The organism is Streptomyces sp. NPDC088254, from assembly GCF_044740925.1.
In the GTDB taxonomy this organism is placed as follows: domain Bacteria; phylum Actinomycetota; class Actinomycetes; order Streptomycetales; family Streptomycetaceae; genus Streptomyces.
The window spans coordinates 235,704-259,182 of the sequence record NZ_JBIURQ010000014.1 but is presented as its reverse complement, the minus strand read 5'-3'; the positions used below and the strand labels follow the sequence as shown (position 1 = coordinate 259,182).

The window sequence follows — 23,479 nt, the reverse complement described above, 5'->3', positions numbered from 1 at the left end:
TACCCCCTAGGGGTATAGTCTCCTGAGTGGAGGCTCCCACAGGCCCCCTCAGTCCCACGCCCCGACGAGGAGTAACGACATGACCGCCCACACCGACACCCCGGGCTCCCTCACCACCGTCTTCAAGGTGAGCGGCATGAGCTGCGGCCACTGCGAGGGCGCCGTCTCCGGCGAGATCTCGGAGCTTCCCGGCGTCAGCTCGGTGCAGGCCGTCGCCTCCAGCGGCGAGGTCACCGTCGTCTCCGCCGAGCCGCTGGACGAGGAGGCCGTGCGCGCCGCCGTCGACGAGGCGGGCTTCGAACTGGTCGGCCGCGCCTGAGACACCCCTCGCCGGGCACCCGTTCCCATGGCACCCGCCCCCGGGCGCCACACCCCGAGCCCCCCTTGAGCTCATTGAGCCCCCCGGGCCGCCTCGGGCGCTCCGCCCTCGCCCTCCCCCGCATCAGGCCGTACCGACCGCGTCGCCGGGTCCGTACGGCCCGTTCGCTCTCTGGAGTACGGACATGTCCAGCACCACAGCCACAGCGACCCCGATAGCCGGCGCCGCCACCCTGACCGACACGGGCGGCACCACCGAGGTCGAGCTGCTCATCGGCGGGATGACCTGCGCCTCCTGCGCGGCCCGCGTGGAGAAGAAGCTCAACCGCATGGACGGCGTCACCGCCACGGTCAACTACGCCACGGAGAAGGCGAAGATCTCCTACCCCGCCGGGACCGAGGTCGCCGACCTGATCGCCACCGTCGTGAAGACCGGGTACACCGCCGAGGAGCCCGCACCCCCCGCCCCGGACCCCGAACAGGCGGAAGAGACCCCGGCCGACCCCGAACTGGCCGCGCTGCGCGGCCGGCTCGTCGTCTCCGCCCTCCTCTCCGCGCCCGTCGTGCTGCTCGCGATGGTCCCGGCGCTGCAGTTCGACAACTGGCAGTGGCTGTCGCTGACCCTGGCCTCGCCCGTGGTCGTGTGGGGCGCCCTGCCGTTCCACCGCTCGGCGTGGACGAACCTTCGGCACGGCGCCTTCACCATGGACACGCTCGTCTCCGTCGGCACGCTGGCCGCGTTCGGCTGGTCGCTGTGGGCGCTGTTCTTCGGTGACGCGGGCATGCACGGCATGCGGCACCCCTTCGAGCTGACCGTCTCGCGGACGGACGGCGCGTCGGCGATCTATCTGGAGGTCGCCGCCGGGGTCACCGCCTTCATCCTCCTGGGCCGCTATCTGGAGGCCCGCTCCAAGCGCCGCGCGGGAGCGGCGCTGCGGGCGCTGATGGAGCTGGGCGCCAAGGACGTCGCCGTGCTGCGGGACGGGCGCGAGGTGCGGATCCCGGTGGACCGGCTGGCCGTAGGGGACCGGTTCGTCGTACGGCCCGGCGAGAAGATCGCCACCGACGGGACCGTCGTCGAGGGCGTGTCCGCGGTGGACGCGTCGATGCTGACCGGCGAGTCGGTCCCGTTGGACGTCGGACCGGGCGACGTCGTCACCGGCGCCACCGTCAACGCCGGTGGGCGGCTCGTCGTCGAAGCCGCCCGGATCGGCGCCGACACCCGGCTCGCGCGGATGGCGCGGCTGGTCGAGGACGCGCAGAACGGCAAGGCCGAGGTGCAGCGGCTGGCCGACCGGGTCGCCGGGGTCTTCGTCCCAGTGGTGCTGCTGATCGCGGCGGCGACCTTCGGGGCGTGGATCGCGCTCACGGGGGACACCGCGGCCGCGTTCACGGCGGCGGTCGCGGTGCTGATCATCGCCTGCCCGTGCGCCCTGGGGCTCGCCACGCCCACCGCGCTGCTGGTGGGGACGGGGCGCGGCGCCCAGCTGGGCATCCTCATCAAGGGGCCGGAGGTCCTGGAGAGCACGCGTCGCGTGGACACCGTCGTCCTCGACAAGACGGGCACGGTGACCACCGGCCGGATGACCCTCCACGAGGTGTACGTCGCCGAGGGCGTCGACGAGAAGCAGGTGCTGCGGCTCGCGGGCGCCCTGGAGCACGCCTCCGAGCACCCGGTCGCCCGCGCGGTGGCCGCGGGCGCGGAGGAACGCGCCGGCCGGCTGCCGACGGCCGAGCACTTCGAGAACGTGCCCGGGCGTGGCGTACGCGGGCGCGTGGAGGGCCACGAGGTGGCCGTGGGGCGGCTCGCCGAGCACGCCGGAAGTCTCCCGGCGGAGCTGGCCCGCGCCAAGGACGAGGCCGAGCGGGGCGGACGTACCGCGGTCGTCGTCGGCTGGGACGGGGCCCCGCGCGGGGTGCTCGCGGTCGCCGACGCGGTCAAGGAGACCAGCGCGGAGGCGGTACGGCGGCTGCGCGCGCTGGGGCTCACGCCGGTGCTGCTGACCGGCGACAACCGGGCTGTGGCCGAGGCGGTGGCCGCGCGGGTCGGGATCGACGAGGTGGTGGCCGAGGTACTGCCGGAGGAGAAGGTCACCGTCGTCGAGCGGTTGCAAGGTGAGGGGCGGGTCGTCGCGATGGTCGGCGACGGCGTCAACGACGCGGCGGCGCTCGCCACGGCCGATCTGGGACTGGCCGTGGGGACGGGCACGGACGCGGCGATCGAGGCGGGCGACCTGACCCTGGTCCGCGGTGACCTGCGGGTCGCCGCGGACGCCATCCGGCTCTCCCGGCGGACCCTGTCCACGATCAAGGGGAACCTGGTGTGGGCCTTCGGCTACAACGTGGCCGCGCTGCCGCTGGCGGCGGCGGGAATGCTGAACCCGATGCTGGCGGGGGCGGCGATGGCCTTCTCGTCGGTGTTCGTGGTGACGAACAGCCTGCGGCTGCGGACGTTCCGCTGACGCGGGCCGGGGCGGCGACGCAAGTTACCCACGGTTAGGCCAACTCGAAACAACAGTCCCCCTGGAGTCCGGCGCGAGCCTCACATAAGCTCTTCACAAGGCTCGCGCATCATCCTTACGCTTGGGCCTCGATCGCTGTATCCGGGCTCTTGCGCATCTTTCAGGACATACGCAAGAGACACAGATCACAGTGATGCGAACGTAACCATCGAAGGGGTTCGACGGTCTAAGTTGACGATGTCAGCAAGCGTCTTGGGGGGCGCGACCTGACATCTGGGGATGTCTTGGGGGACTTCCTCAGAGATGCGTTGCCGGGGCACGCACACCGGGAAGCTTTGAGCGGCCCTCCCAGCGTGCGTTGTCCCGGCAGACCGCACACGGCAGGAGTACGGCGAGTTCTGCTCGTTCTGCTCAACTCCCGCCGGCATGACAACCGCATATCGGCATCAGCGATTCAGGCGCTGTGTCCTCACAAGCGCCCGGCCGGATCCCGTGGGGGGAATCCGCACCGGGACATGGGAAGGCGCCCTGGTCGTCGGCCCGTGGGGGGACCGGCGCACCAGGGCGCCTTCTGTATGCGCCGACACGCAAAGGAGCCGCCCTGACGGACGGCTCCTGCTTCACTCCGGTTCGGCAACACCCCTGGGGGCGCAAGGAACTGCGCGATCAGAGCACTCCTGGGGGCGCGGGGAACTGCGCGACAAGCCGCGACGGCGCCGCGGCCGATCAACGGCAGCTCACGCCGCTTCCGGCAGAGCGCTCGGTTCGACCGCCGACCGAAGCCTCGCAGCCCCGGCCGGCAAGACCACCCCGCTCAGCCCCGCAGGGCTCAGCGCTCCTCGACCGGGACGAAGTCCCGCTCCACCACGCCGGTGTAGATCTGGCGCGGGCGGCCGATGCGGGAGCCGGGCTCCTTGATCATCTCGTGCCACTGGGCGATCCAGCCCGGGAGGCGGCCCAGGGCGAACAGGACCGTGAACATCTCGGTCGGGAAGCCCATGGCCCGGTAGATCAGGCCGGTGTAGAAGTCGACGTTCGGGTAGAGGCTGCGCGAGACGAAGTAGTCGTCGGAGAGCGCGTGCTCCTCCAGCTTCAGCGCGATGTCCAGCAGCTCGTCGGACTTGCCGAGGGCGGACAGCACGTCGTGCGCGGCGGCCTTGATGATCTTGGCGCGCGGGTCGAAGTTCTTGTAGACCCGGTGGCCGAAGCCCATCAGGCGGACGCCGTCCTCCTTGTTCTTCACCTTGCGGATGAAGGTGTCGACGTCGCCACCGGAGTCGCGGATGCCCTCCAGCATCTCCAGCACCGACTGGTTGGCGCCGCCGTGCAGCGGGCCCCAGAGCGCGTTGATGCCGGCGGAGATCGAGGCGAACATGTTCGCCTGCGAGGAGCCGACCAGGCGGACCGTGGAGGTCGAACAGTTCTGCTCGTGGTCAGCGTGCAGGATGAGCAGCTTGTCCAGGGCGGAGACGACGACCGGGTCGAGCTCGTACTCCTGCGCGGGGACCGAGAAGGTCATGCGCAGGAAGTTCTCGACGTAGCCGAGGTCGTTGCGCGGGTAGACGAACGGGTGACCGATCGACTTCTTGTACGCGTACGCGGCGATCGTCGGGAGCTTGGCGAGCAGCCGGATGGTCGAGAGGTTGCGCTGCTTCTCGTCGAACGGGTTGTGGCTGTCCTGGTAGAACGTGGACAGCGCGGAGACCACCGAGGACAGCATGGCCATCGGGTGGGCGTCGCGCGGGAAACCGCGGTAGAAGTTCTTGACGTCCTCGTGCAGCAGGGTGTGCTGCGTGATGTCGTTCTTGAACAGGGAGAGCTCGTCGACGGTCGGCAGCTCACCGTTGATCAGCAGGTAGGCCACCTCCAGGAACGTGGAGCGCTCGGCCAGCTGCTCGATCGGGTAGCCGCGGTACCGCAGGATGCCGGCTTCGCCGTCGAGGTAGGTGACGGCGGATTTATAGGCGGCGGTGTTGCCGTATCCGCTGTCCAGGGTCACCAGACCGGTCTGGGCGCGGAGCTTCCCGATGTCGAAGCCCTTGTCGCCGACGGTGCTGTCGATCACCGGGTAGGTGTACTCGCCGTCGCCGTACCGCAGTACTACAGCGTTGTTGGTGTGCTCGCTCACGTCATCCCTCACCGACGTTGTGCCTCTTCTTCGAGGTTGCCCTGACTGTCTCTACCATCCCCCATTTGGCGCACGAGAGTGCACTCGGGGTCGACCATTGGGCTTGCCGACGGCACTCAGTGCCGCCAACTTGCTCATCCTGCCGTCTGCGTCACGCTTGCGGAAGTGCTCTGTGACCTTCACGACTCATTTGATCGATCATTTTTGACCAGGCCTTCGCCGAGGCCTCGACAAGGGCCTGCCGGGGGCTCTGAGGCGGGGTCAGGAGCCCGCGAGACGGAAGTCGAGCGCCGTGCAGCGCCGCCCCGCCGACACCGTGCGCACGGCCTGGCCGATCGCCTTGCGCGAACCGACGAGGACGACAAGCCGCTTGGCCCGGGTCACCGCCGTGTACAGCAGGTTCCGCTGCAGCATCATCCATGCCCCGGTGGTGACGGGGATCACCACGGCGGGATATTCACTTCCCTGTGAACGGTGGATGGTGACCGCGTACGCGTGGGCCAGTTCGTCCAGTTCGTCGAACTCGTACGGCACCTCCTCGTCCTCGTCCGTCACCACCGTGAGGCGCTGGTCGACCGGGTCGAGCGCGGTGACCACGCCCACCGTGCCGTTGAAGACACCGTTCTCCCCCTTCTCGTAATTGTTGCGGATCTGGGTGACCTTGTCGCCGACGCGGAAGACCCGGCCGCCGAGCCGCTTCTCGGGCACGTCGGGACGGCCCGGGGTGATGGCCTGCTGGAGCAGGCCGTTGAGGGCGCCGGCGCCGGCGGGGCCGCGGTGCATGGGGGCCAGCACCTGCACGTCCCGGCGCGGGTCGAGCCCGAACCTGGCCGGGATGCGGCGGGCGGCCACGTCCACGGTGAGCCGGCCGGCCTCCTCCGTGTCGTCCTCGACGAAGAGGAAGAAGTCCTTCATGCCGTCGGTGACCGGATGCTGCCCGGCGTTGATCCGGTGGGCGTTGATCACCACGCCGGACTGCTGGGCCTGGCGGAACACGCGCGTGAGGCGCACGGCGGGCACGGGGCTTCCCTCGGCGAGCAGATCGCGCAGCACCTCGCCCGCGCCGACGCTGGGCAACTGGTCGACGTCGCCGACGAAGAGCAGGTGCGCGCCCGGCGGGACGGCCTTCACCAGCTTGTTGGCGAGCAGCAGGTCCAGCATCGAGGCCTCGTCGACGACCACCAGGTCGGCGTCGAGCGGGCGGTCGCGGTCGTAGGCGGCGTCGCCGCCGGGCTTGAGCTCCAGCAGGCGGTGCACGGTGGAGGCCTCGGCGCCGGTCAGCTCGGCCAGCCGTTTGGCGGCGCGGCCGGTCGGGGCGGCGAGCACGACCTTCGCCTTCTTCGCGCGGGCCAGCTCCACGACCGAGCGGACGGTGAAGGACTTGCCGCAGCCGGGGCCGCCGGTGAGCACGGCGACCTTCTCGGTGAGCGCCAGCCGGACGGCGGCCTCCTGCTCGGGAGCGAGGTCGGCCCCCGTGCGGCCCTTGAGCCACGCCAGCGCCTTGTCCCAGTCCACCTCGCCGAAGGCCGGCATCCGGTCCTCGCCGGTGCGCAGCAGGCGTGACAGCTGGGCGGAGAGGGAGAGTTCGGCGCGGTGGAACGGGACGAGGTAGACGGCGGTGACCTCTTCGCCGCCGTCCGGGCCGGGCACCTTCTCGCGTACGACGCCGGGTTCACCGGATTCCTCGTCCGGCTGGGACAGCTCGGCGAGGCACTCGATGACGAGCCCGGTGTCGACCTGGAGGAGCTTGACCGCGTCGGCGATGAGCCGTTCCTCGGGCAGATAGCAGTGGCCCTGGTCGGCGGACTGCGAAAGGGCGTACTGCAGGCCCGCCTTGACGCGCTCGGGGCTGTCGTGCGGGATGCCGACCGACTGGGCGATCTTGTCGGCGGTGAGGAAGCCGATGCCCCAGACGTCGGCGGCAAGCCGGTAGGGGTGGTTCTTCACGACGGAGATCGAGGCGTCGCCGTACTTCTTGTAGATGCGCACCGCGATGGAGGTGGAGACCTCGACGGTCTGGAGGAAGAGCATGACCTCCTTGATCGCCTTCTGCTCCTCCCAGGCGTCGGCGATCTTCCTGGTGCGCTTGGGGCCGAGCCCCGGCACCTCGACGAGGCGCTTCGGCTCCTCCTCGATGATCTTGAGGGTGTCGGTGCCGAAGTGCTGGGTGATGCGGTCGGCGAACACCGGGCCGATGCCTTTGACCAGGCCGGATCCCAGGTAACGGCGGATGCCCTGGACGGTGGCGGGCAGGACGGTCGTGTAGTTCTCGACGGTGAACTGCTTGCCGTACTGCGGGTGGGAGCCCCAGCGGCCCTCCATGCGCAGGAACTCCCCCACCTGCGCGCCGAGCAGAGCCCCGACGACCGTGAGGAGGTCGCCGGCTCCCCGGCCGGTGTCCACGCGCGCGACCGTGTAGCCGTTCTCCTCGTTGGCGTACGTGATGCGTTCGAGCACGCCTTCGAGCGTGGCCAGTCGCCGCTCTGCCGCCTGGGAGGCCCCCGCCTTGTCGGACATGGTCCGACGGTACCGCCCGGCACCGACAGGGCGGGTCGCCCGCCGGCGCCGGGCGGCCCGGTCAGTTCTCCGTGATCGTCACACAGGTGCCGACCACGTACCCGGTGACGCCGCTTCTCGTGACCTTCACCCAGCGCTTGCTGACGATGTCGCACTTCTCGTACGAGGCGCTGCCGTAGTACATGGTGCAGGACGCGGACGCGCTCTGGCCCTTGTTGAGCTGGGCGAGAGCCGTGCCGCCGGTGCTCGTCGTGGACCGGATGACCACCGTCTCCAGGGCCTTGGCGGTGCACCCCGCCGCGGCCGCCGGGCCGGCGACGACGAACGAGGTCCCGACCAGGCCGGCGGCTCCCACGGCCACCCCGAGTATCCGAGCTGCGCGCATAGCTGATTGCTCCCCTGTGGATTGGCGCGGGCATGCCACCCGCGTCGGACAGGGGCAGCCTAGAACCCGGGCGTGTACGCCTTCGGGGTTCATCACGGTTCGATTTCGGCCACTCCGAGGTCTTGATTCCCTGCATGTAATCGATTCCAATCATCCGCACACGTCGATGTAATCGATTCCACGACTGCATCAAGTTCCACGAGGAGGTGGACCGGCGATGGCGAGCATCAAGGACGTCGCCGCCGAGGCGGGGGTCTCCGTCGCCACGGTGTCGCGCGTCCTGAACGACCACCCGTCCGTCAGCGCCGACGCACGCACGCGCGTGCTGGCCGCCGTCCAGACGCTGGGCTACCGCCCCAACGCCGTCGCCCGGTCGCTGCGCACCGACCAGACCCACACCCTCGGCCTGGTCATCAGCGACGTGCTCAACCCGTACTTCACCGAACTGGCCCGCTCCGTCGAGGAGGAGGCCCGCGCCCTCGGCTACAGCGTCGTCATCGGCAACGCCGACGAGCAGCCCGACCTCCAGGACCACCACGTCCGCAACCTGCTCGACCGCCGCATCGACGGCCTGCTCGTCTCCCCCACCGACGGCGGCTCCCCGCTGATGCTGGACGCCGCGCGCGCGGGGACGCCGATGGTGTTCGTCGACCGGTGGATCCCGGGCGTCGACGTGCCCGTGGTGCGCGCGGACGGCCGGGAGGCCGTTCGGGACCTGGTCGCACACCTGCACGGCCTGGGGCACCGCAGGCTCGCCATCATCGCGGGCCCGGCCGCCACCACCACCGGCAGCGAACGCGTCGAGGCCTTTCGGGCCGCCATGGCCGAATACGGACTCCCGCTGCCCGACGCCTACATAGGGCAGGGCGACTTCCAGGCCGAGAGCGGACGGCGGGTCACCGAGGGCTTCCTCGACCTGCCCGAGCCGCCCGAGGTCGTCTTCGCCGCCGACAACCTGATGGTGCTGGGCGCGCTGGACGCCGTACGCGCGCGTGGACTGCGCGTCCCGGACGACATCGCGCTGGCGGCCTTCGACGACATCCGCTGGTTCGTGCACACCGATCCGCCCATCACCGCCATCGCCCAGCCCACCGGCGAACTGGGCCGGGCCGCCGTGCGCGCGCTCGTCGACCGTATCGAGGGGCGGCCCCCGCTGTCCGTCACCCTCACCGCCCGGCTCGTCGTACGCCGCTCGTGCGGCGAGACGGGCCCCTCGCAGTCCCCCGCACAGTCCCCCGTACGAAGGAGTACGTCGTGAGCAACCCGGACGAGTTGCTGCGCATCGAAGGCATACGCAAGACCTTTCCCGGTGTGGTCGCGCTCGACGGCGTCGACTTCGACCTCCGGCGGGGCGAGGTGCATGTGCTGCTCGGCGAGAACGGCGCGGGCAAGAGCACCCTCATCAAGATGCTCTCTGGCGCCTACACGCCCGACGCCGGGCGGATCCTGGCCGGCGGCGAGGAGGTGCGCATCCAGGGCGCGCAGGACGCCGAACGCCTCGGGATCGCCACCATCTACCAGGAGTTCAACCTCGTCCCCGACCTGACGGTCGCCGAGAACATCTTCCTGGGACGGCAGCCGCGCCGCTTCGGGATGATCGACCGGCGGCGGATGGAGGCCGAGGCGGCCGTCCTGCTGGAGCGCGTCGGCGTCCAGGTGTCGCCCCGCGCGCGGGTGCGTGAACTGGGCATCGCCCGGCTCCAGATGGTCGAGATCGCGAAGGCGCTGAGCCTGGACGCGCGCGTGCTGATCATGGACGAGCCGACCGCCGTGCTCACCTCCGAGGAGGTCGACAAGCTCTTCGCGATCGTGCGCAGGCTGCGCGAGGACGGCGTGGGCGTCGTGTTCATCACGCACCACCTGGAGGAGATCGCCGCCCTCGGCGACCGCGTCACCGTCATCCGCGACGGCAGGAGCGTCGGCCAGGTGCCCGCCTCCACCCCCGAGGACGAACTCGTCCGGCTCATGGTGGGCCGCTCCATCGAGCAGCAGTACCCGCGCGAGTGCCCCGGCGCCGGCGAGGCCCTGCTGACGGTGGAGGGGCTCACCCGCGACGGCGTCTTCCACGACGTCAGCTTCGAGGTGCACGCCGGTGAGGTCGTCGGCGTCGCCGGGCTCGTCGGCGCCGGTCGTACCGAGGTCGTACGGGCCGTCTTCGGGGCGGACCCCTACGACCGGGGAGCCGTACGGGTCGGGGGCGCCGCGCTGAGGCGTCATGACGTGAACGCGGCCATGGCGGCCGGGATCGGTCTCGTACCGGAGGACCGCAAGGGCCAGGGGCTGGTGCTGGACGCCTCGGTGGAGGAGAACCTCGGTCTGGTGACCCTGAGGGCGGCCACGCGCGTGGGGCTCGTCGACCTCAAGGGGCAGCACGAGGCCGCCGACCGGATCGCCCGGCAGCTCGGCGTGCGGATGGCGGGCCTCGGCCAGCATGTGCGCACCCTGTCCGGCGGCAACCAGCAGAAGGTCGTCATCGGCAAGTGGCTGCTCGCGAAGAGCCGGGTGCTGATCCTCGACGAGCCGACGCGCGGCATCGACGTGGGCGCGAAGGTCGAGATCTACCAGCTGATCAACGAGCTGACGGCCGCCGGGGCCGCCGTTCTGATGATCTCCAGCGACCTGCCCGAGGTGCTCGGCATGAGCGACCGGGTGCTGGTGATGGCCCAGGGCCGGATCGCCGGGGAACTGCCGGCCGGCGAGGCGACCCAGGACGCGGTGATGGCCCTCGCGGTGAGCACCCCCGGCGGCGAGGACGCCGCCGACACCCGTACGACCCCTGGTACCCCTACTACCCCTACGACTGAAGTGGAGGCCGGCCGTGGCCGCTGACACGCTCAAGAGCACCACGGGCGCCGCTGGCGGCGCCGCGGCGGTCCGCCGTCTGCTCCTCGACAACGGCGCGCTCACCGCGCTCATCGTCCTCGTCGTCGCCATGTCGGCGCTGTCGGGCGACTTCCTCACCACGGACAACCTGCTGAACGTGGGCGTCCAGGCGGCCGTGACCGCCATCCTCGCCTTCGGCGTGACCTTCGTGATCGTCTCGGCGGGCATCGACCTGTCGGTCGGATCGGTCGCGGCCCTGTCGGCGACCGTGCTGGCGTGGAGCGCCACCCAGCAGGGCGTGCCCGTGGCGATCGCCGTCGCGCTGGCCGTCGTCACCGGCGTCGTGTGCGGTCTGGTGAACGGGTTCCTCATCGCGTACGGCAAACTCCCGCCGTTCATCGCCACGCTGGCGATGCTGTCGGTGGCGCGCGGACTGTCGCTGGTGATCTCCGAGGGCTCCCCGATCGCCTTCCCCGACTCCGTCTCGCACCTCGGCGACACGCTGGGCGGCTGGCTGCCCGTGCCGGTGCTGGTCATGATCGTCATGGGTCTGGTCGCGGCGTTCGTGCTCGGCCGTACCTACATAGGCCGTTCGATGTACGCCATCGGGGGCAACGAGGAGGCGGCCCGGCTGTCGGGGCTGCGGGTGAAGAAGCAGAAGCTCGCCATCTACGCCCTGTCCGGCGTGTTCGCCGCCGCCGCGGGCGTCGTGCTCGCCTCCCGGCTGTCCTCGGCTCAGCCACAGGCCGCCGACGGCTACGAACTGGACGCGATCGCCGCCGTCGTCATCGGCGGCGCCTCCCTCGCGGGTGGTACGGGTAAGGCCTCCGGCACCCTGATCGGCGCGCTGATCCTCGCGGTGCTGCGCAACGGGCTCAACCTGCTGAGCGTGTCGGCGTTCTGGCAGCAGGTCGTCATCGGCGTCGTCATCGCGCTGGCGGTGCTGCTGGACACGGTGCGCCGCAAGGCCGGGGCGACCCCGGTGGCCGCCGGGGCCGGCGGCGGCAAGGGCAGGCAGGCGGCGACGTACGGCCTCGCGGCCGTGGTCACCGTGGCGATCGTCGGCGCGACCTCGTTCCTGCATGGCGGTTCCCCCGCGACGGCGAACCCCAGGGTCGGGCTGGCGCTGTCCACCCTCAACAACCCGTTCTTCGTGCAGATCCAGTCCGGCGCGAAGGCCGAGGCGAAGAAGCTGGGCGTGGACCTGACCGTCACCGACGCGCAGAACGACGCGTCGCAGCAGGCCAACCAGCTGCAGAACTTCACCAGTTCCGGCGTGGACTCGATCATCGTCAACCCGGTGGACTCGGACGCGGCGGGACCGTCGGTGCGGTCCGCCGGCAAGGCGGACATCCCGGTGATCGCGGTCGACCGCGGCGTCAACAAGGCGACCACGGAGGCGCTCGTGGCCTCCGACAACGTCGCCGGCGGCGAGCTGGCAGCGAAGACGGTCGCCGAGAAGCTGGGCGGCAGCGGCAAGATCGTGATCCTTCAGGGGCAGGCGGGCACGTCGGCCGCCCGGGAGCGGGCGGAAGGGTTCGCCAAGGGGCTGAAGGCCTTCCCCGGCATCCAGCTCCTGGCTCAGCAGCCGGCCGACTTCGACCGCACCAAGGGACTCGACGTGATGTCGAACCTGCTCCAGGCCCACCCGGACGTGCAGGGCGTCATCGCCGCCAACGACGAGATGGCGCTCGGCGCGATCAAGGCGCTGGGCGCCAAGGCCGGCACGTCGGTTCAGGTCGTCGGCTTCGACGGAACTCCGGACGGGCTGAAGGCCGTTGAAGAAGGGACGCTGTACGCGTCGGTCGCGCAGCAGCCGTCGCAGCTGGGCCGGATCGCCGTGGACAACGCGCTCAAGGCGCTGCGCGGCGAGAAGGTCGAGCAGACGGTGAAGGTGCCGGTGAAGGTGGTCACCAAGCAGAACGTGGCCGGGTTCAGCGGCTGACACCGGCACGCGGGCGGGCGGTCACCACGGCCGCCCGCCCCGGCCACGCTTCAGGGGAGTTTCTTCATGAACGACTACGACCTCCTGGTCGTGGGGTCGGCCAACGCCGACCTGGTGATCGGCGTCGAACGGCGGCCGGGGGCCGGGGAGACGGTCCTCGGCTCCGACCTGTCCGTCCATCCGGGCGGCAAGGGCGCCAACCAGGCGGTGGCGGCGGCCCGTCTGGGCGCCCGTACGGCGCTGCTGGCCAGGGTCGGCGACGACGCGCACGGGCGGCTGCTGCTGGACGCGCAGCGGGCGGCCGGGGTGGACACGGTGGGCCTGCTGGTGGGCGGGGCGCCGACCGGGGTCGCGCTGATCACGGTGGACCCGTCGGGTGACAACAGCATCGTGGTGTCGCCGGGCGCGAACGGCCGGCTGACGCCGCAGGACGTGCGGGCGGCGGCCGGTCTCTTCCACGCCTCGCGGGTGGTGTCGGCGCAGCTGGAGATCCCGCTGGAGACGGTCGCGGAGGTCGTGCGCTGTCTCGCACCCGGCAGCCGCTTCGTCCTCAACCCCTCCCCGCCGCGCCCGCTGCCCGCCGAGGTGCTGGCGGCCTGCGATCCGCTGATCGTCAACGAGCACGAGGCGAGGGTGATCCTCGGGGACGCGGCGGTGGGCGACGAGCCCGAGGACTGGGCGCGCATCCTGCTGGCGAAGGGGCCGCGCTCGGTGGTCGTGACGCTGGGCGCGGACGGCGCGCTGGCGGCCTCGGCCGAGGGCGTGGTCCGGGTGGCGTCGGTGCCGGTGGACGCGGTGGACACGACGGGCGCGGGCGACTCCTTCACGGCGGCGCTGGCCTGGAAGCTGGGGACGGGCTCGTCGTTGGCGGAGGCGGCGGCGTACGCGGCGCGGGTCGGGGCGGCGGCGGTCACCCGGCGGGGCGCGCAGGAGTCGTTCCCGACGGCGCAGGAGGTGGCCGCGCTGTGAGGAAGGCGGGGATCCTCAATCGTCATCTGGCGGGCGCGCTGGCGGAGTTGGGGCACGGGCACGGGGTGCTGGTGTGCGACGCCGGCATGCCGATACCGGACGGGCCGCGCGTGGTGGACCTCGCGTTCCGGGCGGGGGTGCCGTCTTTCGCGGAGGTGCTGGAGGGTCTGCTCGACGAGCTGGTCGTGGAGGGGGCGACGGCGGCGAGCGAAGTGCGCCGGGCCAACCCGGCGGCTTCGGCGCTGCTGGACGGGCACTTCCCCGGGCTGGCCCTGGTCCCGCACGAGAAGCTGAAGGAACTGTCGGCGCGGGCCCGTCTGGTCGTGCGCACGGGCGAGGCGCGACCGTACGCGAATGTGCTGCTGCGGTGCGGGGTGTTCTTCTGAGGGGGCGCTGCAGGAAGCTCAGAGGGGCCCGGTCCGTCGACCGGGCCCCTCGGCGTTCCCCTCCCGAGGCCAAGACCCCCGCAATCCCCCCGGATCCCCCTCCAGAGCCCTGACACCTTGTACGACACACCGGGGGCGGAGAGGGTTGCTCGGGCTACGGGTGATTTTCCGGTGGGGTGGGGCGGGCAGGGGCAAAGGACGATCAGCTTCGATCCGTGGCTCGCGGGTGCCCCGTGCCCGCGAACGTGATCCAGCAGGTGCCACGGGTCATGTCGAGGAGGTACCAGACACGGCCGCCGCCGGTCACCTCGATCTGCCACTGCTCGCAGGGCTGTCCCCGATGCGTACCGTGCGCGAGACAGCCCTTGAGTCGATGGTGCCGGGGTGTCTCGGCGGCCGGCCTCGGGTCGGTGCGCATGGTGATCCAGGCGCGGTAGGTGTTCTCGCGGGCTTGTCGGGCGAGGTTCTCCCATCCCTTGGCGGAGGCCGCGTCCGCGAAGCGGACTTCCCAGTGGCCTTCTGGCGCCGGTGGTGCGGCGCGGTCGCCGCGGCCCGGGGTCACGCGACGTCCCGCGGGTCTGGCGCCGGACCGTAGTCCTCGCCGTGATCGCGGGTCAGTGCGGCCAGCAGCTCGGGATCGGAGTACACCTCGGCGGTGTGCTGCCACGCGATGAGCAGCTGGGCGACGGAGGCGCTGTTGCCGAGCGAATCAGCGGCACGCATGGTCTCGACCAGGTCGACGGCGAAAGCATGGAGATCCGGCTCAGGCAGAAAGCGGACCCATGGAAACGCGTCCGGCAGTATGTCGAGGAGCAGCTCCATGCTTCCAGGTTCACGGCGCGCCATCGCAGTCAGCATCCGGGTGGCTGCCGACACCACGGTCTGATCCTGCTCGGCTCGCGCCGCGGTGGTGAGGACCAGGTCCTCGCCGTCTCTGCGATGCAGGAGCAATCTCGGTGACTTCTGGAGCCGCGCCAACGTCTGCTTGTTCTTGTTCACGAGCTCGGAGAAGTTCACAGCCGCACTCTCGGTACCCATGGCTTTGAAACTACTTCGAAATTCACGCCTCCGCCATTACCCGAACGAGTGGTCGGGGAGCGCGAGTGGGACATTGTCGTGAACGAGTCCGAAGCGCGTCATGGCACGGGCAACCGCGTTGCGTCAACATGCAGTTCACGGTTCCGGCAAGGTCGCGTTCGCCTCCTGACGCGCGCGGACGAGATCACCGCAGCGTCGAACGAGTCGCTCGGCGCGATCCTCGAAGGCCAGGACGGCATGGACACCGCGTTCGCCACCGGCGACACCGAACAGCAGGACAACGCCAACAAGAACGTGGGCGCCGACAACGCGGCGAGGTGCCGTTCCAGTCGTCGCGAGTCAGACGATGACAGCCAGTTGCACCGACCTACGGGCGATTTTCCGGAGGGAGGGGGTCGGAGACGAACGATCCCCGAGCGCGAACCGTCACCACGAGTCCTCTGTCCCGCAGGATGTCCAGAGCGCGACGGACTGTGCCAGGTCCGACTTTGTGCTCGTGCGTCATGGTCAGTTCGCCCGGCAGCCGCGTGCCCGGCGGGTACTCACCGGAACGGATCTTCCGCTCGATGATCGCGGCGAGCTGTTCATAGACATAGTGCGGCGAGTCGGGGCTGATCTTGTCCACCCGTCGACCGTACGCCGCCGCCTTCCACCACGCATTACCCATCACTACTATCAACCACTACCCACCACTACCCTCCTCGCGATACAGTCCCGGAAACGAAGACGCCCCGGCGGGAAGGTGAAAGCTTCACGCCGGGGCTCAGCCGACTGAAACGGAGTCGACCTGTGCGCAGCCTACTGGCCGCCATCCTCACCCTCTTCCTGCCGCCGCGCGGAGCGCACCGCGCCCTCGCCCCGCCCTCGACCCCCTTCACCCAGTGGCCCGCCCCCGCGCCTCGGGGACGACTCCGCCCCGCGGACGTGATCCTCGCCGACGGTCTGCCCCTGGTGCGGCCGTACCTCGCGGCTCTGGGCCAGTGCCATGTCACGGCGGAGGCCGCCGCATGAGCGCGCGGAGCTTTCGCAGCGTCGGCGTCGACCCCGCCACCGGCAAGGAGGCGTTCGTGGTCGCGCGCCCCGGCGGTGTACTGGAGGAACTGGCCGACGTGCACGCCCTCAAGGCCGCCGCGGTCCTGGTGACGGTCGTCGGGGCCGTACTGGAGAGAGGCAGGTCGTCGGACACCGAACTCGCCGCCTTCGTACCGTCGCTCCACGCGGCGCTGGAGGAATGCGTGGGCATCATGGCGGCGGACAGGGAACGGTGACGTAGAGCGGGGAGTCCGGGCCTCGCCTCCCCCGACAGGCCGGCCTCCGGAGTGCTGCGGAGGCCGGCCTCGGGTCGTTCACACGGCGATCAGGCGCGATCGCCGCGGCCCGGGGTCACAGGGCGTCCCACGGGTCTGACACCGGGGGCGGCGGGGGTGCGTCCAGTCCAGCACTGCAGCAACCCCGCGAATGCCTCGGCCAGCCCTGCCGTGAGGACCGGGACGCCCACAATCTCGCAACCGCCGGCCGACAGAGCGGCTCCCTCAGCGTCGACGAGACCGGCGGCGCGACCCCGGCCCTCGGAGCTCCGCTGGCGCATCGAACACGACTATTGCGAGATGAAACAGGCACTGGGCCTGGCCCACTTCGAAGGCCGCACCTGGGGCGGCTGGCACCACCACGTCACCCTCGTATCGGCCGCCCACGCCTTCTGCACGCTGCAACGACTGGCACGAGACCCAAAAGACGTGGCGCAGGACTGAGCCTCTACCAAGTCGTCCGAGAATTCCAGACCCTTCTCGCCGCCTGGGCCGGCGCCTGCCCCACCTGCCACCGCGACATACACACACCGATACGGACCTGACCAAGCCCTACTAGGTAGTGGTACTCGATCTCCAGCAGCCCGCCGGTGACTACCAGCCCGGCATGTTCGAGTGACGACATGACGGGGGGTGGGCGGGCGTCCACACGGATGCCCGCCCACCCCTCGACGATGTCAGCGGTCCACGTGCTCCACGAACCGCGCCGCCGTCTCCGCGAGTACCTCGTGGCCGTCGCGGGACCACAGGACGTCGTTGAAGAGTTCGACCTCGATCGGGGCGGTGTAGCCGGCCGCCTCCACGTGGCCCTGCCACTCGCGCATGTCGATCGCGCCGTCGCCGATCTGGCCGCGGCCGGTGAGGACGCCCTCGGGCAGCGGGGTGGTCCAGTCGGCGAGCTGGAAGGAGTGGATGCGGCCGCCGGCGCCCGCGCGGGCGATCTGCGCGGGCGCCTGGTCGTCCCACCAGATGTGGTACGTGTCCACCGTGACGCCGACCTGGTGCGCGGGGAAGCGTTCCGCGAGGTCCAGGGCCTGGGCGAGGGTGGAGACCACACAGCGGTCGGAGGCGTACATCGGGTGCAGCGGCTCGATCGCCAGCCGTACGCCGTGGTCCTCGGCGTACGGGCCCAGTTCGGCCAGCGCGTCCGCGATGCGCTCGCGGGCGCCGCGCAGGTCTTTCGAGCCGGGCGGGAGGCCGCCCGAGACCAGGACCAGGGTGTCCGTGCCGAGGGCGGCGGCCTCGTCGACGGCCCGGCGGTTGTCGGCCAGGGCGGCCGTCCGCGCGTCCGGGTCGATCGCCGTGAGGAAGCCGCCCCGGCACAGCGTCGTCACCGTCAGGCCCGCGTCGCGGACGAGCTTCGCCGTCGCCTCCAGACCGTGCTCCTGGACCGGCTCGCGCCACAGGCCGACGTTGACGACGCCCAGGTCGCGGCAGGCGTCGACGAGTTCGGGCAGCGACAGCTGCTTCACCGTCATCTGGTTGATGGAGAAGCGGCTCAGGTCCGGGTTGCTCACTGGGTGACTCCATACAGGGCGAGCAGGTTCTTCATCCGCTCCTCGGCCAGCTTCGGGTCGGGGAACAGGCCCAGCCCGTCGGCGACTTCGTAGGCGCGGGCGAAGTGCGGCAGGGAGCGGGCCGACTGGAGGCCGCCGACCATCGTGAAGTGCGACTGGTGGCCGGCCAGCCAGGCCAGGAAGACCACGCCCGTCTTGTAGAAGCGGGTGGGCGCCTGAAAGAGGTGGCGGGACAGCTCGACGGTGGGGTCGAGCAGGGCCCGGAAGCCCGCCGTGTCGCCGGTGTCCAGGACCCGGACGGCCTCGGCGGCCAGCGGCCCCAGCGGGTCGAAGATACCGAGCAGGGCGTGGCTGAAGCCCTGCTCGTCGCCCGCGATCAGCTCGGGATAGTTGAAGTCGTCGCCCGTGTAGCAGCGGACGCCCTGCGGGAGCCGGCGGCGGATGTCGATCTCGCGCTGCGCCTCCAGGAGGGAGACCTTGATGCCGTCGACCTTGTCCGGGTGGGCGGCGATGACCTCGAGGAAAGTGTCGGTCGCCGCGTCCAGGTCGGCGGAGCCCCAGTAGCCCTCGAGGGCCGGGTCGAACATCGGGCCCAGCCAGTGCAGGACCACCGGCTCGGAGGCCTGGCGGAGGAGGTGCCCGTAGACCTCCACGTAGTCCTCGGGTCCCCGGGCGGCGGCGGCCAGCGCGCGGGAGGCCATCAGGATGGCCTGGGCGCCGGAGGCCTCGACGAGGGCGAGCTGCTCCTCGTAGGCGGAGCGGATCTCGGCGAGCGTGCCGGCGGTGAGCTGGTCGGTGCCGACGCCGCAGGCGATGCGTCCGCCGACCGCCTTGGCCTCGGCCGCGCTGCGGCGGATCAGCTCCGCCGCGCCGGCCCAGTCCAGGCCCATGCCGCGCTGGGCGGTGTCCATCGCCTCGGCGACGCCCAGGCCGTGGGACCACAGATGGCGGCGGAAGGCGAGGGTGGCGTCCCAGTCGACGGCGGCGGCCGAGTCGGGCGAAACGTCCGCGAAGGGGTCGGCGACGACGTGCGCCGCCGAGAACACCGTACGGGAGGCGAGGGGGGCGCCCGGGGTGAGGGCGAGGGGCTCGGTGCGGGGTTCGTACGTCCGCAACGCGCCTGACGTGTCCGGGAGTCGGATGGTCACAGGGAGATCTCCGGGACGTCGAGGCGGCGGCCCTCGGCCGAGGACTTCAGGCCCAGCTCGGCGAGCTGGACGCCGCGGGCGCCGGCCAGCAGGTCCCACTGGTAGGGGGCGTCGGCGTAGACGTGCTTGAGGAACAGCTCCCACTGGGCCTTGAAGCCGTTGTCGAACACCTGGTTGTCCGGGACCTCCTGCCACTGGTCGCGGAACACCTCGGTGGTCGGGATGTCCGGGTTCCACACCGGCTTGGGGGTGGAACTGCGGTGCTGGACACGGCAGTTGCGCAGACCGGCGACGGCGGAGCCCTCGGTGCCGTCCACCTGGAACTCCACCAGCTCGTCGCGGTTGACGCGGACGGCCCAGGAGGAGTTGATCTGGGCGATCGCGCCGCCCTCCAGCTCGAAGATGCCGTAGGCGGCGTCGTCGGCGGTGGCGTCGTACGGCTTGTCGTTCTCGTCCCAGCGCTGCGGGATGTGGGTGGCGGTGAGGGCCTGGACGGACTTCACGCGGCCGAACAGCTCGTGGAGCACGTACTCCCAGTGCGGGAACATGTCGACGACGATGCCGCCGCCGTCCTCGGCACGGTAGTTCCAGGAGGGGCGCTGCGCGGTCTGCCAGTCGCCCTCGAAGACCCAGTAGCCGAACTCGCCGCGGATCGACAGGATCCGGCCGAAGAAGCCGCCGTCGATGAGGCGCTTGAGCTTGAGCAGGCCGGGGAGGAAGAGCTTGTCCTGGACGACGCCGTGCTTGACGCCCGCCGCGTCGGCCAGGCGGGCGAGCTCCAGCGCGCCTTCGAGGCCGGTGGCGGTCGGCTTCTCGGTGTAGATGTGCTTGCCTGCGGCGATCGCCTTCTTGATCGCCCCCTCGCGGGCGGAGGTCACCTGGGCGTCGAAGTAGATGTCCACGCTGTCGTCGGCGAGGACCGCGTCCACGTCCGTCGAGATGTTGTCCAGGCCCAGGCCGTGCTGCTCGGCGAGCGCCTTCAGGGCGTGCTCGCGGCGGCCGACGAGGACGGGTTCCGGCCACAGCACGGTGCCGTCGCCGAGGTCGAGTCCGCCCTGTTCGCGCAGGGCCAGGATGGAGCGGACCAGGTGCTGTCGGTAGCCCATGCGTCCGGTCACGCCGTTCATGGCGATACGCACCGTCTTGCGTGTCACGTCGGTCCCTTCATAGGCGTCGTAGGCGGCGCTGTGCTCGTCTCGTACGCGGCTTGTCGCGGATGAGCGCTGCGCCGACGCCCTGTCCTGATCAGCGATGCAGCAAGCGCTTTCTATCTGATGAGAAGCTAGCCTCTGACCACTGGTCCGGACAAGACCGTGTCCATCCCGAGTTGTTCGAGGGGGCGAACAAAGGGGGCTCCTGGCCGTAAGGTCTGCTCGGCACGCCCGGGAACCATGCCCCCTGCATGGCTGTCCACGTGGGCGAACGACGGATACGACGAGATGCGCGACCGGAGGACGACGAGATGACGGTGACCCTGGCGGACGTGGCGGCCCGCGCGCAGGTCTCCCCCGCGACGGTGTCGCGCGTGCTGAACGGGAACTACCCCGTGGCCGCAACCACCCGGGAACGGGTGCTGCGGGCGGTGGACGAGCTGGACTACGTGCTGAACGGGCCGGCGAGCGCGCTGGCGGCCGCGACCAGCGACCTGGTGGGCATCCTGGTCAACGACATCGCCGACCCCTTCTTCGGGATCATGGCGAGCGCGATCCAGTCGGAGATCGGGGGGCCGGGCGGCAGAGCCGGCGGTGAGCGGCTGGCGGTGGTGTGCAACACGGGGGGCTCTCCCGAGCGGGAGCTGACGTATCTGACCCTGTTGCAGCGGCAGCGGGCGGCGGCCGTGGTGCTGACCGGTGGCGCCGTGGAGCACGAGCCGCACGCCTCGGCGGTGGCGGCGAAGCTGCGCAAGCTGGCGGAGGCGGGGACGCGGGTCGTGCTGTGCGGGCGCCCGCCCGCCGACGACACCGGCGCGATCGCGCTGACCTTCGACAACCGGGGCGGGGGCCGGGAACTGACCGAGCACCTGATAGGGCTCGGCCACCGCCACCTCGGCTACATCGCGGGGCCGGAAGAGCGGACCACGACCCGGCACCGGCTGGAGGGTCACCGGGCCGCGCTCGAAGCGGCCGGGATCGAGGACGACCCCCGGCGCACGGTGTACGGGCGCTACGACCGGCAGTCCGGCTACGAGGCGACGCTGGAACTGCTGCGCCGCGACCCGTCCCTGACGGCGGTCGTCGCCGCGAACGACTCCGTCGCCCTGGGCGCGTGCGCCGCGCTGCGCGAGTCGGGACTGCGCATCCCGGAGGACGTCTCGGTCGCCGGCTTCGACGACCTCCCCTTCAGCATCGACGCGGTGCCTTCCCTGACGACGGTACGACTGCCCCTGGCCGAGGCGGGGGCACGGGCCGGCCGCATCGCCATGGGCCGCGAGGAGCCCCCGCCGGGCGGGATCACCACGGTCCGGGGGGAGCTGATGGTGCGGGGCTCCTCCGGGGTGCCGCGGGGCTGAGGGGGGCTCCTTCGGGGGCCCGCAGGACTGACGGAGGGATCTTTCGGCGTGCCGCAGGGCTGGCCGAGGGCTCCGTCGAGGTGTCGCGCGGCTGGTGGTGGGCCCCTTCGGGTGCCGCAGGGCTGACGGAGAGCTGCCTCGGGGTGCCTTGGGGCTGGCCGACGGGACTTGGGAACCGCCGGGACGGCAGCGCGGCGTGGGGAACCGCGCCGCCGGCGGGCCGGCGTACCCGGCGGCGCCGGTGTTGTCAGCGGAGGGCCCCGGGGAGTGCGATCGTCGTCGGCCGGGGGACGGCCGCCAGGCGGAGGCCGAGTTCGACGAGGGTCCAGCCGAGGCGGGTGCGTACGTCGCGGCGTCGGCGGGCCGCCGCCGCGAGGCGGTGGGCGTCGGCGTCGGCGCGGAGTGCGGCGGTGTGGGCGCGGTGCAGGGCGAGGTGGATCTCGGGGTGCATCGGGCGGCCTCTCAGTCCGAGGGGTTCGTGGGGTCGGTCGGGTCCGTTCGGTCCGTGCGGGTGGGGATCACGTGCGTGTGGACGCGGACCCGCTCCGCGCCCGGGGAGGCGCCGTCGCCGAGGGCCGACGCACGGTAGCGGCCCACGAGTTCGTGCATCTCGCCGATGAGTTCCAGGGCTTGACCTGGCGTCAGGTTCAACGTCCAGTCGCTCATGTCCGAGGAACGGTTCCACTCCTCGGACCACTCGTGCCGGGTGCCGAGCCAGGTCGCCAGCTCCCGGGTGTGGTGGTTGGCCACCTCGTGCAGGAACAGGTCGGCGGCGCCCCGGACTTCGGGATCCTGGTCCTCCAGCAGCCCGCCGTCGAAGCTCACGCCCCCGTGGACCGACTTCCACCACCGCTCGCGCCCCTTGCCCCGCTCCGGCGCGTCCTCGACGAAGCCGTGTGCGGCGAGCTGACGCAGGTGGTAGCTGGTTGCTCCGCTGGACTCGCCCAGTTTGGAGGCGAGTTGGGATGCGGTCGCCGGCCCTTCGTGCCGTAGCTCGTTGAGCAGCCGCATGCGCAGCGGATGCGCGAGCCCGCGCAGCGAGCGCGCGTCGAGACTGCGGATCGGCGGGCCCTGGGGGCCTTGCGGACCCGAGGGCGTCTGGGGCTCGTCCATGGCTACAAAGATAGCTTTGCAAAGAGATCTTTGCAAGCCCGTGGAGTAGGGTCGATCACTATGAAGTTCGCCTTCTCCACCCTCGGTGTCCCCGGACAGTCGATCGACGAGGTGCTGCGGCTCGCGTCCGCGCACGGCTATCACGGCGTCGAGTTGCGCGCCCACCCGGAGGAGCCGGTGCATCCCGGCCTCCCGGCGGACCAACGGGCCGAGGTCGCGGCCACGTTCAAGGCCTCCGGGGTCGAGCTCCTCGCCGTCGCGGGGTACGCGCGCGTGGCCGCGCCGGGTGACGACGACGCCGTCATCGAGGAAATCCGCGACCTGGCCGAGCTGGCCCGCGACCTGGGCGCGCCCTATGTCCGGGTCTTCCCGGGCGGCGCCGACGGGCAGTCCCCCGCCGAGGCGGACGCCGTCGCCGCCCGCCGACTCGGGGTGGCCGCCGAGTTCGCCACCGACCTCGGCGTACGGATCCTGCTGGAGACCCACGACTCGCATCCCACCGGCGCCGACGCCACGCGCGTACTCGGCCTGGTCGGGCACCGGCAGGTGGGCGCGGTGTGGGACGTGATGCACCCCTGGCGGAGCGGCGAGCAGCCGTTGGAGACGTACGCGGCTCTCTCGCCGTATCTCGGCTACGTCCAGGTCAAGGACATCGCCTCGACCGAGGACACCACCCCGTCGGCGCTGGGCGCGGGCGTGCTGCCGCTCGCCGAGTGCGTGGAGGTCCTCTCCCGGCACGGCTGGGACGGCTGGCTGTGCTGGGAGTACGAGAAGCGGTGGTACGAGGCCGCCGAACCGCTGGAAGGGCTGCTGGAGGCCGGCCGGCGGCATCTGGGGCGGCTGTTGAACGAGTCGGCGTGAGCGGCCGGCCACAGGGCAACCCGACCGGACCGTAAGGCAACCCGACCGTAAGG

General features: G+C 71.2%; 22 protein-coding genes and 1 pseudogene. 12 read left to right on the top strand and 11 right to left on the bottom strand.

Features of this window, described 5'->3' with window-relative positions; translation table 11 throughout:
* Positions 1-79 precede the first annotated feature (79 nt).
* Positions 80-319 carry a heavy-metal-associated domain-containing protein gene (locus tag ACIOC0_RS35340; RefSeq protein ID WP_402160152.1) on the top strand — a complete coding sequence of 80 codons (240 nt, stop codon included), beginning with the start codon at positions 80-82 and terminating at the stop codon, positions 317-319.
* Positions 320-503: 184 nt separating this feature from the next.
* The gene (locus ACIOC0_RS35335) at positions 504-2,780 is read left to right on the top strand and encodes a heavy metal translocating P-type ATPase (RefSeq protein WP_402160149.1); all 2,277 of its coding nucleotides are present in this window, start codon (positions 504-506) and stop codon (positions 2,778-2,780) included.
* A gap of 829 nt (positions 2,781-3,609) precedes the next feature.
* Here ACIOC0_RS35335 and ACIOC0_RS35330 read toward each other — a convergent pair.
* The 3 genes from ACIOC0_RS35330 to ACIOC0_RS35320 form a co-directional block, all read right to left on the bottom strand.
* On the bottom strand, positions 3,610-4,908 hold the full coding sequence (locus tag ACIOC0_RS35330) for a citrate synthase (protein ID WP_130436682.1): 1,299 nt from the start codon (positions 4,906-4,908) through the stop codon (positions 3,610-3,612).
* A 261-nt stretch (positions 4,909-5,169) separates the two neighbouring features.
* Entirely contained in the window at positions 5,170-7,425 is a 2,256-nt protein-coding gene (locus ACIOC0_RS35325) for an ATP-dependent RecD-like DNA helicase (RefSeq protein ID WP_402160147.1), read from the bottom strand.
* Between the two features lie 61 nt (positions 7,426-7,486).
* Positions 7,487-7,810 (bottom strand): hypothetical protein, encoded by a 324-nt coding sequence (locus tag ACIOC0_RS35320; protein WP_130436680.1) that lies wholly within the window; start codon positions 7,808-7,810, stop codon positions 7,487-7,489.
* A gap of 217 nt (positions 7,811-8,027) precedes the next feature.
* Here ACIOC0_RS35320 and ACIOC0_RS35315 point away from each other — a divergent pair, with 217 nt between their 5' ends.
* From ACIOC0_RS35315 to rbsD, 5 genes are all read left to right on the top strand, one after another.
* Positions 8,028-9,068: a LacI family DNA-binding transcriptional regulator gene (locus ACIOC0_RS35315; protein ID WP_402160143.1), complete on the top strand. Its 1,041-nt coding sequence runs from the start codon at positions 8,028-8,030 to the stop codon at positions 9,066-9,068.
* Positions 9,065-10,639, top strand: a complete 1,575-nt coding sequence (locus tag ACIOC0_RS35310) for a sugar ABC transporter ATP-binding protein (protein WP_402160140.1) — start codon at positions 9,065-9,067, stop codon at positions 10,637-10,639. Before ACIOC0_RS35315 ends, ACIOC0_RS35310 begins: the two co-directional genes overlap by 4 nt.
* Positions 10,629-12,578 (top strand): substrate-binding domain-containing protein, encoded by a 1,950-nt coding sequence (locus ACIOC0_RS35305; protein ID WP_402160137.1) that lies wholly within the window; start codon positions 10,629-10,631, stop codon positions 12,576-12,578. Before ACIOC0_RS35310 ends, ACIOC0_RS35305 begins: the two co-directional genes overlap by 11 nt.
* A gap of 66 nt (positions 12,579-12,644) precedes the next feature.
* Positions 12,645-13,547: a ribokinase gene (locus tag ACIOC0_RS35300; protein ID WP_402160134.1), complete on the top strand. Its 903-nt coding sequence runs from the start codon at positions 12,645-12,647 to the stop codon at positions 13,545-13,547.
* On the top strand, positions 13,544-13,933 hold the full coding sequence (rbsD, locus tag ACIOC0_RS35295; protein ID WP_402160131.1) for a D-ribose pyranase: 390 nt from the start codon (positions 13,544-13,546) through the stop codon (positions 13,931-13,933). Before ACIOC0_RS35300 ends, rbsD begins: the two co-directional genes overlap by 4 nt.
* 202 nt (positions 13,934-14,135) lie before the next feature.
* On the opposite strand, the gene ACIOC0_RS35290 is transcribed toward rbsD, so the two are convergent.
* The 3 genes from ACIOC0_RS35290 to ACIOC0_RS35280 all read right to left on the bottom strand — a co-directional run bounded on the left by ACIOC0_RS35290 (position 14,136) and on the right by ACIOC0_RS35280 (position 15,596).
* Positions 14,136-14,495 (bottom strand): hypothetical protein, encoded by a 360-nt coding sequence (locus tag ACIOC0_RS35290; RefSeq protein WP_402160128.1) that lies wholly within the window; start codon positions 14,493-14,495, stop codon positions 14,136-14,138.
* Positions 14,492-14,971, bottom strand: coding sequence for a hypothetical protein (locus ACIOC0_RS35285; RefSeq protein WP_402160126.1), 480 nt, complete (start codon positions 14,969-14,971; stop codon positions 14,492-14,494). The genes ACIOC0_RS35290 and ACIOC0_RS35285 overlap by 4 nt, the downstream gene beginning before the upstream one ends.
* 367 nt (positions 14,972-15,338) lie before the next feature.
* Complete coding sequence (locus ACIOC0_RS35280) at positions 15,339-15,596, bottom strand: GntR family transcriptional regulator (protein ID WP_402160123.1); 258 nt, start codon at positions 15,594-15,596, stop codon at positions 15,339-15,341.
* A 164-nt stretch (positions 15,597-15,760) separates the two neighbouring features.
* Between ACIOC0_RS35280 and ACIOC0_RS35275 the strand changes: the two genes are divergently transcribed.
* The 3 genes and pseudogenes from ACIOC0_RS35275 to ACIOC0_RS35265 form a co-directional block, all read left to right on the top strand.
* Positions 15,761-15,982 (top strand): hypothetical protein, encoded by a 222-nt coding sequence (locus ACIOC0_RS35275; RefSeq protein WP_402160121.1) that lies wholly within the window; start codon positions 15,761-15,763, stop codon positions 15,980-15,982.
* A complete protein-coding gene (locus tag ACIOC0_RS35270; protein ID WP_402160119.1) occupies positions 15,979-16,239 on the top strand; it encodes a hypothetical protein in 261 nt (86 codons plus the stop codon). The genes ACIOC0_RS35275 and ACIOC0_RS35270 overlap by 4 nt, the downstream gene beginning before the upstream one ends.
* A 294-nt stretch (positions 16,240-16,533) precedes the next feature.
* Positions 16,534-16,722 (top strand): annotated as a pseudogene (locus ACIOC0_RS35265) (IS701 family transposase); the annotation flags it as partial.
* Between the two features lie 233 nt (positions 16,723-16,955).
* On the opposite strand, the gene ACIOC0_RS35260 reads toward ACIOC0_RS35265, so the two are convergent.
* The 3 genes from ACIOC0_RS35260 to ACIOC0_RS35250 are packed head-to-tail and all read right to left on the bottom strand — an operon-like array spanning position 16,956 to position 20,097.
* A complete protein-coding gene (locus ACIOC0_RS35260; RefSeq protein WP_402160284.1) occupies positions 16,956-17,756 on the bottom strand; it encodes a sugar phosphate isomerase/epimerase family protein in 801 nt (266 codons plus the stop codon).
* 35 nt (positions 17,757-17,791) lie between these two features.
* Complete coding sequence (locus ACIOC0_RS35255; RefSeq protein WP_402160117.1) at positions 17,792-18,943, bottom strand: dihydrodipicolinate synthase family protein; 1,152 nt, start codon at positions 18,941-18,943, stop codon at positions 17,792-17,794.
* Entirely contained in the window at positions 18,940-20,097 is a 1,158-nt protein-coding gene (locus tag ACIOC0_RS35250; RefSeq protein ID WP_402160114.1) for a Gfo/Idh/MocA family protein, read from the bottom strand. Before ACIOC0_RS35250 ends, ACIOC0_RS35255 begins: the two co-directional genes overlap by 4 nt.
* A gap of 308 nt (positions 20,098-20,405) precedes the next feature.
* Here ACIOC0_RS35250 and ACIOC0_RS35245 point away from each other — a divergent pair, with 308 nt between their 5' ends.
* Positions 20,406-21,452, top strand: a complete 1,047-nt coding sequence (locus tag ACIOC0_RS35245; RefSeq protein ID WP_402160111.1) for a LacI family DNA-binding transcriptional regulator — start codon at positions 20,406-20,408, stop codon at positions 21,450-21,452.
* A gap of 247 nt (positions 21,453-21,699) precedes the next feature.
* On the opposite strand, the gene ACIOC0_RS35240 is transcribed toward ACIOC0_RS35245, so the two are convergent.
* Positions 21,700-21,903: a hypothetical protein gene (locus ACIOC0_RS35240; RefSeq protein WP_402160108.1), complete on the bottom strand. Its 204-nt coding sequence runs from the start codon at positions 21,901-21,903 to the stop codon at positions 21,700-21,702.
* 11 nt (positions 21,904-21,914) lie between these two features.
* Complete coding sequence (locus ACIOC0_RS35235; RefSeq protein WP_402160105.1) at positions 21,915-22,565, bottom strand: ArsR/SmtB family transcription factor; 651 nt, start codon at positions 22,563-22,565, stop codon at positions 21,915-21,917.
* A 60-nt stretch (positions 22,566-22,625) separates the two neighbouring features.
* Between ACIOC0_RS35235 and ACIOC0_RS35230 the strand changes: the two genes are divergently transcribed.
* Complete coding sequence (locus ACIOC0_RS35230; RefSeq protein WP_402160102.1) at positions 22,626-23,426, top strand: sugar phosphate isomerase/epimerase family protein; 801 nt, start codon at positions 22,626-22,628, stop codon at positions 23,424-23,426.
* The last annotated feature ends 53 nt before the right edge of the window (positions 23,427-23,479 follow it).